11 protein-coding genes and 1 pseudogene are annotated in these 14,197 nt (G+C 65.3%); all 12 read left to right on the top strand.

Annotation, left to right across the window (positions count from 1 at the left end):
• The first annotated feature begins 36 nt into the window (after positions 1–36).
• Positions 37–1,167 (top strand): DegT/DnrJ/EryC1/StrS family aminotransferase, encoded by a 1,131-nt coding sequence (locus C9424_RS10230; RefSeq protein ID WP_116766794.1) that lies wholly within the window; start codon positions 37–39, stop codon positions 1,165–1,167.
• Positions 1,160–1,858, top strand: coding sequence for a NeuD/PglB/VioB family sugar acetyltransferase (locus C9424_RS10225; RefSeq protein WP_116766740.1), 699 nt, complete (start codon positions 1,160–1,162; stop codon positions 1,856–1,858). Before C9424_RS10230 ends, C9424_RS10225 begins: the two co-directional genes overlap by 8 nt.
• On the top strand, positions 1,855–2,904 hold the full coding sequence (locus tag C9424_RS10220) for a glycosyltransferase family 2 protein (RefSeq protein WP_116766739.1): 1,050 nt from the start codon (positions 1,855–1,857) through the stop codon (positions 2,902–2,904). Before C9424_RS10225 ends, C9424_RS10220 begins: the two co-directional genes overlap by 4 nt.
• A complete protein-coding gene (locus tag C9424_RS10215) occupies positions 2,901–4,394 on the top strand; it encodes an oligosaccharide flippase family protein (RefSeq protein ID WP_116766793.1) in 1,494 nt (497 codons plus the stop codon). The genes C9424_RS10220 and C9424_RS10215 overlap by 4 nt, the downstream gene beginning before the upstream one ends.
• A complete protein-coding gene (locus C9424_RS10210; protein WP_116766738.1) occupies positions 4,391–5,497 on the top strand; it encodes a DegT/DnrJ/EryC1/StrS family aminotransferase in 1,107 nt (368 codons plus the stop codon). The genes C9424_RS10215 and C9424_RS10210 overlap by 4 nt, the downstream gene beginning before the upstream one ends.
• On the top strand, positions 5,494–6,600 hold the full coding sequence (locus C9424_RS10205; protein ID WP_116766737.1) for a glycosyltransferase family 2 protein: 1,107 nt from the start codon (positions 5,494–5,496) through the stop codon (positions 6,598–6,600). The genes C9424_RS10210 and C9424_RS10205 overlap by 4 nt, the downstream gene beginning before the upstream one ends.
• Before the next feature lie 502 nt (positions 6,601–7,102).
• Positions 7,103–7,822: a rhamnosyltransferase WsaF family glycosyltransferase gene (locus C9424_RS21425; protein ID WP_161958217.1), complete on the top strand. Its 720-nt coding sequence runs from the start codon at positions 7,103–7,105 to the stop codon at positions 7,820–7,822.
• Entirely contained in the window at positions 7,810–9,024 is a 1,215-nt protein-coding gene (locus C9424_RS10195) for an acyltransferase family protein (RefSeq protein WP_116766735.1), read from the top strand. Before C9424_RS21425 ends, C9424_RS10195 begins: the two co-directional genes overlap by 13 nt.
• A gap of 100 nt (positions 9,025–9,124) precedes the next feature.
• Positions 9,125–9,529 (top strand): annotated as a pseudogene (locus C9424_RS21900) (VanZ family protein); the annotation flags it as partial.
• Between the two features lie 78 nt (positions 9,530–9,607).
• A complete protein-coding gene (locus tag C9424_RS21895; RefSeq protein WP_237563398.1) occupies positions 9,608–10,225 on the top strand; it encodes an acyltransferase in 618 nt (205 codons plus the stop codon).
• Positions 10,213–12,828: a WecB/TagA/CpsF family glycosyltransferase gene (locus tag C9424_RS10185; RefSeq protein WP_116766733.1), complete on the top strand. Its 2,616-nt coding sequence runs from the start codon at positions 10,213–10,215 to the stop codon at positions 12,826–12,828. The genes C9424_RS21895 and C9424_RS10185 overlap by 13 nt, the downstream gene beginning before the upstream one ends.
• A 239-nt stretch (positions 12,829–13,067) precedes the next feature.
• Positions 13,068–14,192 carry an O-antigen ligase family protein gene (locus C9424_RS10180; protein ID WP_161958216.1) on the top strand — a complete coding sequence of 375 codons (1,125 nt, stop codon included), beginning with the start codon at positions 13,068–13,070 and terminating at the stop codon, positions 14,190–14,192.
• The last annotated feature ends 5 nt before the right edge of the window (positions 14,193–14,197 follow it).

The following is a 14,197-nucleotide window of genomic DNA, read 5'->3' as shown; positions in this document are numbered from 1 at the left end:
CAGCTCCAAGACCAGGTGCTGAGCCGGATCAATGTCATGAAGCCGTGGCTAGGAACCGAGGAAGCCGAGGCCGTTGCCGAGGTGATCGCCTCCGGCTGGGTGGCGCAGGGCCCCCGGGTGACCAGGTTCGAGGACGCTTTTGCCGCAGCGCAACAGGCGCCGCACGCCGTCGCCGTCTCCAACTGCACCACCGCACTGCATCTGGCGTTGAAAGTTGCCGGCATCGGGCCCGACGACGACGTCGTGGTTCCCTCTCTTTCCTTCATTGCCACCGCCAATGCCGCCACGTACGTCGGGGCCCGGCCGGTGTTTGCCGACGTCGAAGCGGACACCGGGAACGTGTCCGCACGCAGCCTCGCGGCGGCCCTGACTCCGGCCACCCGGGCCGTGATCGTCGTGGACCAGGGCGGCATGCCTGTGGACCTTGACCCGATCCGCGAGCTCTGCGACCCACTGGGTATCACGGTGATCGAGGATTCCGCCTGCGGGGCAGGGTCCACCTATCGGGGGCGTCCGGTCGGGGCGGGGGCCGAGCTCGCCGCCTGGTCCTTCCATCCCCGCAAAATCCTCACAACAGGCGAGGGCGGCATGTTGACCACCAAGAACCCGGAGTGGGCCGCCCGCGCGCGCCAGCTGCGGGAACATTCCATGAGCGTGTCGGCAAACGACCGGCATGCAGCGCTGCTCGCCCCGGCCGAAGAGTATCTGGAGATCGGCTTCAACTACCGAATGACGGATCTGCAGGCGGCCGTCGGGCTCGTGCAGCTGGGCCGGCTTCAGGAAGCCGTCGCCCGGCGCCGCGGAATTGTCGCCGGCTACCGGGCCGCCCTGGCCGATCTCGACGGCCTGCGGTTCAGCCAGGATCCCGCCTATGGCACCAGCAATTTCCAGTCGTTCTGGTTCGAGGTCCTGCCGGACTTCGGGCTGGGAAGGGAGGAGTTGCTCGCTCATCTCGCCCGCGACGGCATCTCGGCGCGGCGCGGCATCATGGCGGCGCACCGGCAGCCGGCCTACGCCGGACGGGACACCGGCACGGCCGATTTGTCCGTGACGGAACGGCTCACGGACAACACCGTCATTCTTCCCGTCTATCACCAGTTGACGCCGGACGAGCAGTTCCGGGTAATCCACTCCCTTCGGATAGCCGGCGGGCGGAACCATGGATGAGCTGCTCCTCATCGCCGCGAGCGGCCTGGCGCGTGAAGTGCTCGCCGCCGTCCGCGAGGGCGGACGATTCAATGTCATCGGGATCCTAGACGACGACGCCGGCAGGGCCGGAACCGTCGTGGACGGTGCCTGCATCCTTGGCCCGGCCAGTGACGCCCTCCGCTATCCGGAAGCCGGCATCGTGGTCTGCGTCGGCGCCGGCAGAGGACGCGCCCGGATTGTGGAGCGGCTGGCCGCCCTCGGCGTCCCGGACCGCAGATACGCCACGGTCCTCGATCCTTCTGTCCGGATCCCGGCTGGATGCACGATCGGCCGCGGCAGCGTCTTGCTGGGCCACGTCACCCTGACCGCCGGGGTCACACTTGGTGAGCACGTGGTCGCGATGCCCGGCGTGACGTTCACTCACGACGACGTCGTGGAGGACTTCGCCACATTCGCCGCCGGGGTTTCGCTCGGCGGCGGTGTCAGGGTCGGGCGTGGCGCCTACCTGGGCATGAACGCCAGCGTGCGGGAAGGCTCCTCGGTGGGTGCGGGCGCCACCATCGGCATGGGCGCGGCCGTCCTGGCCGACGTGCCCGAGGACGAGACCTGGGTGGGTGTGCCGGCACGGCCGGTGAGGCACCGCGTGGGAAATGGGTCCTTGGCCCACGGAGCCTTAGCCGTTCGCAACACAGAGCGGTTGGTGCCATGAAGAGGATCAAGCCGGTGGGTCTGGTGCGACGCCCGCTCGTATCGGTGGTCATACCCTGCTACAACTACGCCAGATACCTGCCAGATGCGGTGTCCTCCGTCCTCGATCAAACGGAAGTGGATCTGGAGCTCATCATCGTGGACGACGCGTCCGCGGACGACAGCCCACAGATTGCCGCCCGCTTCGCGGCGGCCGATGAGCGGATCAGGCTCGTTCGCCACACCCGGAACATGGGGCACATCGCCACCTACAACGACGGACTATCCCGCGTGTCTGGAGAATACGTGGTCTTATTATCCGCCGACGACATGCTCGCCCCGGGTTCCTTGGCCCGTTCGACAGCGCTGATGGAGGCCCGCCCGGAAGTGGTGCTGGCCTACGGGTATGCGATGGAGTTCAAGGACAGCGTCCCGCCCGCTCCTGGCAAACGTGCGTCTTGGTCGGTTTGGTCTGGGGAGGACTGGATGCGGGCCGTCTGTCGCTCCGGATCGAACGTTGTCGTCAACCCTGAAGCGATCCTGCGACGCTCAGCCATGGACCAGCTCGTCGGATACCGGGCCGATATGCCGCACGCGGCAGACATGGATCTCTGGCTCCGCGCGGCGTCGATGGGCCACGTCGGCCGCGTCAACGGCCCCGTCCAAGCTTTCTATCGAGTTCACGGATCGAACATGCATCTGACTGATTACCGCGGTCTCCTCACGGATTTGAGGGCTCGCCGCGAAGTATTTGATGGATTGGGGGAAGGCCCGGGCGGGATCGGCCGGCCGCGGGTTCTCGCCGACAAGGCGCGTCGCGCCCTCGCCTCGGAAGCCCTCCGCGAGGCCAACCAACTGCTCGACGTAAGCGGTGATGCTCAGGCTGCCTCAGAGCTGGCTGAATTTGCGGCTGATACCGACCAGGGCAGCACCCGATCGGCCTTGTGGCTTTCGTACCAACTTCGCCGACGCCGACGGCTGTCCGAACTCCAGCGACGGCTGTCCAAAGAGGCGTACCGGTGGCGCTGGTCGTTGCGCTGGCGCCGTTGGAGGCGATTCGGGGTATGACCAGCAACGATGGATTGAGGCGCCTGATCGGCCACGGTTTGGCTTGGAGTAGTGTCAGCAGCCTGGTTCTCCGCCTGGGGAGCTTTGCAGTCGGAATAGTCCTGGCAAGGCTCCTCGCCCCGGAAGAATTCGGAGTGTTTGCAGTCGCACTGACTGTGCAGGCCGTTGTCATGACCCTGGCGGACCTGGGAATGAGCACGGACCTCATCCGTTCCGATGACCCGGGCCGGAAGGCACCTACTGTCGCCTCACTTGGCTTGGCCTCGGGAGCACTGCTCGCGATCACGATGGCGCTCTCTAGCCAGGGCATCGCCGAGTTGCTAGGCAGTCCAGCCGCCGGTCCGGTCATATCGGTCATGGCTTTCTCGCTCCTGCTGGCTGGCGCGGGAGTGGTGCCGTACGCCTCGCTGCAGCGACAGTTCGCCCAGAAGAAGCTGTTCGGCATCGCCGCCGCTGACTTTGGCATCAGCACCCTCCTGACAGTCCTTCTGGTTCTGGCCGGCTGGGGGGTCATGGGGCTCGCTGTTGCGCGGCTGGTCTCGCAAAGTGCAACCTTGGTCCTGCAATTCGCGCTCTCCGGCGAGAGAGTCCGCTTCGGATTCGATAAGTCGGTGGCACCCGCAGTGTTGTCCTACGGATTGCCCGTCGCGGGCGCCAACATGCTTTCCTGGGCATTGCTGAACGTGGACAACGTGGTCATTTCACGGCTGGCAGGTCCAGTCGCGCTGGGGTTCTACTTCCTGGCCTTCAACGTCTCCAACTGGCCCATGAGCGCGTTGGGGCAAGTAGTACGCTCCATCTCCATTCCGACGTTCGCACGGCTCGCGGCGGGCCGGTCGGACAGAAGCCTGGCGGCGGTCCTGGGACCGGTGTGGGCGGTGTGCTTACTGGCCGGACTTCTCCTTGCCGTCTTGTCCCGTCCCGTCATCGAGCTCGTCTACGGTGCCAGGTGGCTGCCGTCGGCGGCCGTGCTGGCGTGGCTGGGGATCTTTGGATCGCTGCGAACGCTCTTCGATCTTGCCGCATCGTATCTCCTGGCCCGGGGAGCATCCACTCCCACCCTGTTGGTTCAGCTCGTCTGGATTGTCGGCTTGGTCCCGGCAGTACTTCTGGGCGTCGCCACGGGCGACATCGCGGGAGCGGCCGCCGCCCACCTCATTGTGGCCGCATTCTTGGTCTGCCCGGCTTACGCTGTGGCGCTGCACCGTTGCGGCGCGGACATCCGAGCCGTTCTTGCACGGCTTTGGCCGCCGATTCTTGCCGCTTCGGCAGCTGGCGCGGCAGCCGCGGCCGTCGTGGCCGTGGCGCCGGGGCCGCTGGCGGGACTGCTTGCCGGCGGCGTGATCGGCAGCATTATCTACGCACTGCTGCTGGCGCGATGGTTCGTGCGTCAGATACACGGTCTCAGGCAATGGATGCCTGCACACGAAGCCGCCCGAGAGCTCGACGCGGTTACCACCCGAACAACGATTCCAGGGGGAACGTCATGATTCAGAGCGTACCGTTGGTCGATCTGACCAAGCAGCAGGACCAGATCGCCGATGCGATCCGTGAGGGTTTCAACCGCGTCATCGCGGAAAGCAGCTTCATTCTCGGACCCCAGGTCGGGGAATTCGAAGAAGCCTGGGCCCGCTACTGTGGCGCCGCTTTCGCCGTCGGCGTGGGCAACGGGACAGATGCCATAGAGCTCGCCCTGCGGGCTGCCGGCATTGGACGCGGGGATGAGGTGATCCTCCCGGCCAACACCTTCGTGGCAACGGCCGGTGCGGTGCACCGTGCCGGCGCCGACATTGTCCTGGCTGACTGCAACGAAGACTTCCTGCTTGATCCACAGCAGGTGGCAAATAGAGTCACGCCACGGACTAAAGCGGTAATTGGCGTCCACCTGTATGGCCAGGCGGCTCCCATCGAACTAATCCGGGCTGCGGCGGGTCCCGGCATGGTCGTGGTGGAAGACATGGCTCAAGCTCAAGGCGCGGAGCGCTGGGGGCAGCGGGCCGGCACCCTGGGTGACATAGCCGCCACGAGCTTCTACCCGGGCAAAAATTTGGGGGCCTACGGAGACGCGGGCGCGGTCATGACCAGCTCGTCGGAGTTTGCCGAACGGGCACGTCGGCTGCGTAATCATGGTGGAACAGTCCGCTATGACCACCCTGAGGTGGGGTTCAACTCCCGGATGGACAGCCTGCAGGCAGTGGTCCTCTCAGCCAAGTTGTGTCTCCTCGACGAATGGAACAGACAGCGACGTGCGGCTGCCGCCGTGTATCGGGAGCTGCTGTCTGAGGTTGATGGAGTGATCCTTCCACAGACCGCTTCCGGCAACGAGCATGTCCACCACGTGTATGTGATTCGCATTGCGGAGCGCGACAGGGTGGTCCGGGAGCTGAACTCGGCTGGAATCGGTGCGGCGATACATTATCCGGTTCCGATCCACTTACTGCCGGCCTATGCCGAACTTGGACACAGGCCGGGTGCCTTCCCTGCAGCCGAACGCTTTGCAGCTGAAATCCTGTCCCTACCGATCTACCCGGGCATTTCCGTGTTGGATCAGGAATTGGTCGTGGGCAAGCTACGAGCGGCGCTGGGGCGATGAGCGCCACGGTAGCAGTGGACGGGCTGGCGAAGCGGATCCGGACCCGGCCGGGTGGAGTCCCGGGGGACGTTGCAACGGTAACGGTGGTTATCCCCTGCTACAACTATGCCCGGTATCTCCCGCAGGCGGTGCGGAGCGCCGTGAGCCAAACAGGGGCAAAAGTCGACGTAATCATCGTCGACGATGCGTCCACCGATGACAGCTTGACGATAGCTCAGCAGTTGTCGGCCACGCACCCAAACGTGTCGGTGCTGGCTCATGACACTAATCGGGGCATGGTCGAGACGTTCAACGACGGGGCGAAGGCAGCCAGGGGCGAGTTCTTGGTGCGGCTCGACGCCGATGACATGCTTACGCCCGGATCGCTCGCTAGGGCCACCATGGTGGCGCGTCAGTTTCCCTCAGTTGGTCTTATCTATGGACACCCAATTCACTTTGACACGAGCGACGTACCGCCGTCACGGGAGACAGCCACCGCCTGGACCGTATGGCCCGGCCGGGAGTGGCTGAGGGACAGGTGCCGCTCCGCCGTGAATGTGATCACGTCCCCGGAGGTCGTCATGCGGCGCTCGGTCGTTGAAGAAGTCGGGTATCAGGCTCCTCTCCGCCACACGCCCGACATGGAGCACTGGTTCCGCATTGCAGCATTCGCCGATGTCGCTTACATCCATGGGGCCGATCAAGCCTGGCACCGCGACCATGCAGACAGCATGTCGGCCAAAGAGGTCGATCGGCTGCTTGATCTCCAGGAGCGCCGAGAGGCTTTCGACGTACTTTTTGACGGGCCCGCCGGAAAGACGGCAGACGCTGTTGGCTTTCGACGGGACGCCACCCAGGCGCTAGTTCATGAGGCTTTGGCGACTGCTGCCCATGAACTGGACAGAGGCGCCGGAGCATCGAAGTTATACGAGGGCTGCCTGGATCTCGCGCGGGACCTGGATCCATCCGTTGCTCAGAGAAGGGTCTGGGGCCGTCTCCACAGACGGGCAGCAGCTGAGACAGCAGCGCCCTGGACGCGTGCCGGCGCGTTGGCGACGCGCATTGTGGGGCGTGCCAGGTCCGAACTGAGACTGTGGAACTGGCACCGGAACGGGGTGTTCTGAGATGGAGACGCGAGTTTCCGCCGCCGCAAACCTGCTCCGGCGCGTCGGTACCCTGGGACCGAGGGAAGCCAGCCAGCGCATGGCCCGCCGCGTTGCCGGAAGTCTCGCAGTCAGATTTGATACCGCAGACCTGGACTTCCCGCTCCTTCCTCAGGACATCGCGGATTCGACGACGCTGCAGTTGACCCCTCCATCTGCTGGCAGTTCCGGTCCAGAGCTCAGGATCGCGTGGCTCTGCACGCCGCCAGGTCCCGGGTCTGGCGGCCACACCACGTTCTTCCGGATGGTGCGTGGGATGGAGGAGCGCGGTCACCGCTGCACCATCATGCTCTACGACCGTCACCGCGGGGATTTGGACCGACACCGGGCCGTGATTAGAAGCGGTTGGCCGGAGCTTGCCGCAAGCATCGAGCCAGTGCCAGCGAGTTTGGCCGGCTTCGACGCCTGTGTTGCAAGTTCCTGGGACACAGCCCATGTACTCGCTCGCCGCGGGGGCTCCAGCATGCACCGGTTCTACTTCGTCCAGGACTTCGAACCATTCTTCTACCCCCGCGGCAGCCTCTATAGCTTGGCAGAGGACAGCTACCGCTTCGGCTTCACTCTCTTGGCCCTGGGCCCGATGGTTGCCAGCACGCTCTTGCGAGAAGTCGGGGTCAAGGCGACGATCATCCCGTTCGGCAGCGATGTCGCGGCGTATCGCCGTCACCAGTCAGACAACCGTTCCGGCGTCGTATTTTTTGCTCGGCCCGGCGTTGACCGCCGCGGCTATGAACTGGGACGACTCGCACTAAGGCAGTTTCATCGGCTTCATCCAGATCAGGAGATCCATATCTACGGATCGATGGTTCGAGGTTGGGGCATTCCGCTTACTCAACATGGCATGCTCAGCCGCGCTGAATTGAATGGTCTGTACAACCGGACTACCGCAGGCCTGGCACTGTCATTTACCAATATCACGCTGGTGGCCTCCGAAATGCTGGCTGCCGGAAATATAGCAGTTCTCAACGATCACGAATTCTCCCGTCAGGTGCTCACGAATCCAGAGGCTGTGTGGGCCGCCCCTACGCCCTCGTCGTTGGCAGCGGCGCTCAGCGAAGTGGTCACCGATTCCGGCCGGAACATCCGCTCCGAGCGTGCCGCCACCCACCCCGGGCACAGTTGGGCCGCTGCGCAGGCAGAACTGTCTCAGATCATGACGGAGGTGGCCGAATGCAAGATCTGACGGCGCCCGGCCGGACGTTAGAACCGGTCCCTGCAGAGGCGTCCAACCGGGTGGAATGGCTTGACGGTGTGAGGGCATTGGCTGCCCTCTTCGTTGTGCTTCACCATGTCTGGCTGATGACGTACGGCGGCTATCCGGGTAACAACGGTCCGTGGCCGACCGACTGGATGGTCTACGGCCATCTTGCCGTCGCAGTGTTCATCGTGGTGTCCGGCTACTCCCTCACCCTCTCGCCGGCCCGGCATGGCATGCGGCTCAAAGAGGGAGGATGGACTTTTCTCCGGCGCCGCTTCTGGCGGATCGTCCCGCCGTATTGGGCGGCATTGGCGGTTTCCGCGTTCCTGATCATGGCCGGCCTGATCGGATCCCCGTCTGGTGACCCGGTGACCGGACGCGACATCCTGGTCCACTTCCTGCTTCTTCAGGACACGATCGGAAACACGCCTCCTAACGGCGTCTTCTGGTCGATCGCCGTCGAATGGCATATCTATTTCCTGTTTCCGCTGCTGCTGCTGTGTTTCCGCCGCTTCGGTACAGCGGTGACACTACCCGCGGTCGCGGTGCTGGTGGCGGTCCAGCACGTGGCCGGCCAGTTCATTCCGGCCGTAGGTGCCTTCGACCGGTTCAGCCCCGCATTCTTCGTGCTGTTTGCGGCGGGAGCCGCGGCGGCGGGGTTGTCCAGGCGCGGAGTCCTGGCGGCCCACAGCATGGTGGCCGCTGCGGTGTTGGGAATTGGTTTTGTGACGGCTGCAGTACTGGCAGGACCGGAGTGGGTGGTCTCGGAGTATTTTTGGGTGGACCTCGCCGTCGGCGCCGCTGCAGCGGCCCTGTTCAATGCCTTGGCCCAGGGACGCCTGCGGTGGATCGCCCGTGGCCTGGCGGCCCGGCCGCTGGCGTTCCTTGGGAAGTTTGCCTTCAGTCTGTACTTGGTGCATGCCCTGGCCCTTGAGATGCTCCGGGTCCATGTGGTGCACGCGGCTGGCCTCACCGGCGGTGCCGCCTTTTGGACGCTCCTGGGCCTCGGCCTTCCGGCCGCCGTTCTGGCCGCCTATGGCTTCTTCGCCCTGTGCGAGCGTCCATTCCTCACGATCCGCAGTTTCAGCCAGTTGGGCGGTGCCCTGCGGTCGCCCTTTCGCAGCATGGCGGGCGGTCGCCGGAGAACCCTGGCGACAAACACGAGCGCAAAGGATCCAGCACCATGAAGACCATCGCCACGGTACGCCTGTACGAGAAATCTTGTGAGATCACGGTCGATATGGATCGACCCGTGCTCTCGGACGCTCTGCGGCTGGAGACCCAGCGATGAGCACCGCGCAGAACCTCGGCCCGAACGGGCGGCACGGGATCGTGGTGCTGTTGGTGATCTACCTGGCGGCGCTGGCCTGCATCGGGTTCTGGCCCACTCCGATAGACCGACCAATCTCAGGTTTTCTTGACGATCTTCTCTCGGTCTTTCAACAGCACGCCCTGACGGCTGGAATCGACTACAAGTTCGTGGAGACCTCCGCAAACGTGTGCCTTTTTGTCCCCTTCGGTGTCTTCACTGCCCTCCTACTGCCGGTCCGTCGCTGGTGGCTGGCGGCAGTGATTGGCCTTTCGACGTCGGCGGCGATAGAAGTCGTGCAGTTCGTCGCCCTGAGCCAGCGGCAGGCCAGCCTGCGGGATGTCATGGCCAACACGCTGGGGGCAGTTCTGGGGGCGACCGCCGTTCGGCTAGTCCGCATCCGCCGACGGGTGCCGGCCGAGCTGGTCCGCGGGTCGGGAAACACGAACGCAGGGACGGGCATGCCGGGTATCGCAGATTCGGCCGATGTGGCAGAAACCGCCAACATCGGAGAGGGCACCCGCATCTGGCATCTTGCGCAGATCCGTGAGGAAGCGGCACTGGGCAAGAACTGCAACGTCGGCCGCGGGGCCTACGTCGGTCCGGGAGTCCGAGTGGGCGACAACTGCAAGCTCCAAAATTATGCCCTCGTCTACGAGCCCGCCTGTTTGGCCGACGGCGTCTTTGTCGGTCCGGCGGCCGTGCTCACCAACGATCTGCATCCCAGGGCCATCACCCCCGATGGGCTGCTGAAAGGTGCCGACGACTGGGAGGCCGTCGGGGTGACGGTGGGCACGGGTGCTTCGATCGGGGCGCGTGCCGTGTGTGTGGCTCCCGTCTGCATTGGCGAGTGGGCCACTGTGGCCGCGGGCGCCGTCGTTACCAAGGACGTGCCGGCCTACGCCGTGGTGGCTGGCGTGCCGGCTCGGCAGCTGGGCTGGGTAGGGGAGGCCGGAGTACCGCTGAAGCAGGACGGCGGCGGAAGTTGGCTTTGCCCGGTCACCGGGCGCCGCTATATCGAAGCAAGGGGGCAGCTTTTGCCCCAGGAAACGCTCGAGGGGGAGCCGTGGAGCGCTTAGACACGAGCAAGGTAATTCTGGGCGGTACGCCGGTGGACCTGATGGATTCGGAGACTGCCTTGTCGGCGATTCTTGCACGCGCCGTGCACGGCGGGGATCGACCGCTAGCCGTCGCGTCCGTCAACCTGGACCACGTGAACCACTTCGGAACGGGCGGCCGCTGGGCGGGCACCCTCCACGCCGATCCGGCCAGCGCTGTGGACTGGCTATACCTGCTGGACGGGGCACCCCTGGTGGCCCAGTCCCGACGACTCACGGGCCGCCGCTGGCCGCGGCTGGCAGGCAGTGATCTGGCGTCGCCCCTCCTGCTGCGGGCGGAGGAGCTGGGCCTGCGGGTCGGGTTCCTGGGCGGTTCGGAGGGCAACCAACGGCTGCTGGCAGAAAAGATCGCCCGGGATCAACCCGGGCTCCAGGTCGCAGGCATGTGGTCACCGGACCGGAACGCCTTGGCCTCCGGACCGGACTCGGAAGCCATCGCGCGGCAGATTGCCGAGTCCGGGGTACAGATGCTCTACGTGGGACTCGGTAAACCCCGGCAGGAGCTGTGGATAGATCGCTACGGAGCACTCACCGGCGCTGAAGTGCTTCTGGCCTTCGGTGCTGCCGTTGACTTCCTGGCGGGTCGGGTGCGCCGCGCCCCCAGGTGGGCCAGCGAGCACGGACTGGAGTGGGGTTACCGGCTCGCGCTGGAGCCGCGGCGACTTGCCAGCCGGTATCTGCTCGGCGGGCCGCCCTCCTACCTGAAGCTGCGGACTGATTCGTCCGCCGTACCCCCGGAGGTGCCCGACGCCCCGCCCTCGGGCAAGCCCGCACCGCTAACACCGGGCCGGTTCACCGGACCCGAAGGCGCAGCGGACGCTGCCGTCGTCGTCGTCACTTATAACAGTGCCGGCGACATCGATGCCCTTCTGGACAGCCTGCGGGCCGAAACGTCCGACGTGACCCTGCGTGTGCTGGTGGCTGATAATTCCTCTCGCGACGGCACGCTCGGACTAGTCCGGCAGCGGCACCCGGACGTGATCGCCTTCGGCACCGGCGGCAACCTGGGGTATTCCGCCGGCATCAATGCCGCGCTGCAGCGGGTGGGTGACGCCCCCATCGTGGTGGTGCTCAATCCGGACCTCCGGGTCCAGCGCGGCAGCCTGGCGGTGATGATGGACCGGCTACAAGCCTCCAGGGCCGGGGCCGTCGTGCCCCGGCTGGTCGATGAGGAGGGCGGCACCCGGCCCACCCTCCATCGCGAACCCAGCATCACCCGGGCCATTGGCGACGCGTTTCTGGGCCGGCGCGTGCCGGACAGGCCCGGCTGGCTTGCCACGACGGATTTCAACGCCGAGAGCTACGCCCATGCCCATCCGGTGCAATGGGCCACCGGGGCCGCGCTCATGGTCCATCGGGCCCTGGCAGAGGCATTGCCATGGGACGAATCGTACTTTTTGTACTCGGAGGAGACGGACTTCTTCCGCCGCATGAGGATGATCGGCGAACCGGTCTGGTACGAACCGGCGGCCACCATGACCCACAAGGGCGGGGGGTCCGGCGCCTCGGCCGAGCTCAACGCCCTGATGGCCGTCAACCGTGTCCGCTATGTCCGCAAGTACCACTCGTCAGCCTATGCGGCCGTGTTTTACGCCGTTCTGGTCCTGTCCGAACTCCTGCGCTGCTGGAAAGCGGACCGCGCCGGGGTGTTGCGGACTGTACTGTCCGAGGATCGCTGGGCGGCGTTGCCCGGCCCGGTCACGGATGTGGATGAGATGGGCTTTCCGGACGGCGCGGTGATCATTCCGGCACATAACGAGGCGGCAGTGATTGCCCGAACCTTGGCCCCGCTGGCGCCACTGGCTGCCGCCGGGAAAGTCGACGTGATTGTGGTGTGCAACGGCTGCACGGATGACACAGCGGCGATTGCCAGGTCCTTCGACGGTGTGGTTGTGCTGGAAACGGGACTGCCCTCCAAATCAGTTGCCCTCAACATGGGTGACGCCGCCACCACCCGCTGGCCCAGGTTGTACTTGGACGCCGATGTCGAAATTAGTCTGGGCGCCGTTCGGGACGTTCTGAACGCACTGGCGGAGGGTGAGGTCCTGGCGGCTCGCCCGGCAGTGCGGCTGGATCTTCGGGACGTACATCCTTTGGTCCACGCCTATTACCGAACGCGCCTGCGACTGCCGTCGACGCACAAAGTGCTCTGGGCCGGAGGCATCTACGGGCTGTCCCGCGAGGGGCACCAGCGCTTCGCCGCATTCCCCGACCTGATAGCCGACGACCTTTTTGTGGACCGGCTCTTTGAACCCGCTGAAAAAGCAGTCCTCGACGTCGATCCCGTGGTGGTCCGGCCGCCCCGCACGCCCAAGGCCCAACTGGCGGTCCTGCACCGGGTCTACCGCGGCAACGCCCAGCAGAACGGCCATGCCGGCGGCCGCAGCACCGCGAGGGGCACCGCCGCCGAGGTCTTAAGCTCCATCCGCGGTCCGCTCTCCGCTATGAACGCCGCCGTCTACTTGGGGTTCGCTGTGGCCGGCCGCCGTGGCTCGAAGCGCGCCGTACGCTGGGAGCGGGACGAGACCACCCGCGTGCTCGCCACGGGAGGGCCCCGGTGCTGAGCACGTACGCAAGCCCGACTGCAGTCAGGGGACTGGAGCACGCCGGCCCGCCGATGCTCCTCAAAGTCACGGCGTTTACCGTCGTAGCCGTCCCGCCATACCTGGTCCTGGAGCCGGTGGGTGCCAGTGGAAGTCTCCCGGAGCTCCTTGCCTTGACCCTCTTTGGCCTGTGGGCGGTTTCCGGTGCCCTGGCACTGCATGATCCTGTGGGCTTCCGCCACCCGGGCCGGGCTGCGGTCTTGCTGTTCCTCATCGCATCCTGCGTCAGTTATGCGCACTTGTTTGCCGGCCTGAGCGGGGCCAGTACCGTGACAGGCCGAGCGGCAGCTGATCGCTGGATGCTAATGGTCTTAGCTGCGGCCGGAATCGCCTTCGTCACAACGGAAACCGTGCGGACCCTCGACGATGCGATGGTACTGGTCCGCTGGATCCTGGCGGGCGGCGCGGTCTGCTGCGTCGTCGCCCTTATTCAATTCGCAACCCATACCAATCCGGTCGAGTGGTTCAAAGTGATCATGGTGGGGTTCGTGGACAACAACTCAGGGACGGCTTTCCAATCCCGGGCCGCGCTCATGCGCGTTTCCGGGACCACGATGCATCCGATTGAGCTGGGGGTGGTCAGCGCGATGCTGCTCCCCTTGGGCGTCTGGCGGGCGCTGTACGACCGGCGGGGACCCAGATGGCTGAATTGGTCGATCGTGGCATTGCTGGCTACGGCGAATGCCTTGACAGTCTCGCGGTCCGGTTTGATCGGTCTCGCCATCGCCCTGGTGATTTCCGTGCCCTTCCTGCCGAGGGTTGCCAGGCAGTGGGCCACTGTGGTGGTACCGGTGGGTGTCGCCGGCCTGTTCATTGCGGTGCCCGGACTCATTTCCACGATGTTCAACACCTCGACTGCCGGGAGTTCGGATTCCTCCGTGATGTACCGGACTGGCGACTACCCGCTGGCCCTCCGGATGGTGTCTGACCGGCCCTGGTTCGGCTCCGGTCCCGGCACCTGGATACCTGTACAGCCCAAAGACAACTTCGACAACGAATACCTCCTGGTCGCTGTCACCATGGGCGTCATCGGTCTCGTCGCTCTTCTGGCGTATCTGGTGGTACCGGCGTTGGCTGCGCTGACGGCAGCGAGGAATGCGCAGGCGCGGGAGCTTAAACTGCTTGCCGCTGCTGCCGCCGCCGCCGGACTCATCGCCACTGTTGCGTCGGGCACTTTCGACTCCATGTCGTTCGGCGTTTTCGCTTTGCTTTGCCCGTTTTTCATTGGTCTGTCAGGAACCGCTTGGCTGATGGTTAAGAATCAACTGGAACAGGCCCGGGAGGTTCCGTCCGGAGCCCTCCCGGCACCGGTTCCCCGGGGGTAGGAAGA

Source organism: Arthrobacter sp. H-02-3, from assembly GCF_003097355.1.
Classification (GTDB): Bacteria; Actinomycetota; Actinomycetes; order Actinomycetales; family Micrococcaceae; genus Arthrobacter; species Arthrobacter humicola.
This window is presented reverse-complemented; position numbering and strand designations above follow the sequence as displayed.